Source organism: Chromohalobacter sp. HP20-39 (assembly GCF_033052815.1).
Taxonomy (GTDB): Bacteria; Pseudomonadota; Gammaproteobacteria; order Pseudomonadales; family Halomonadaceae; genus Chromohalobacter.
In genome coordinates this window covers 1-233 of record NZ_JAWHTP010001203.1, presented here as the reverse complement: position 1 = coordinate 233, position 233 = coordinate 1, and the positions used below count along the sequence as shown (strand labels likewise).

Here is a 233-nt window from a genome sequence, read left to right as displayed (position 1 = left end):
ATTTGCTGATGGGGTTCGGGACCTTCATCTTGAAGTAGCGGCGCGACTTGGCGGCCGCGATGTCGGCGTCGATCCGGGGTGCGAGCGCCGTCAGCAGGTCGTGCTTTCGGAACTCATCCGTGGCGCGCGCATAGTCTTTGGAGATGTTGCTGGCGACTTGCGGATAGTCCGGTGGCATGCCCGTGAGTGCCAGGTAGGCATACATGAGCTGGTTGCCGCTATCGAGCGTGACG

1 pseudogene is annotated in these 233 nt (G+C 61.8%); it reads right to left on the bottom strand.

The window, feature by feature from the left end:
• Positions 1-233 (bottom strand): annotated as a pseudogene (locus RVY79_RS21715) (DUF4852 domain-containing protein); the annotation flags it as partial.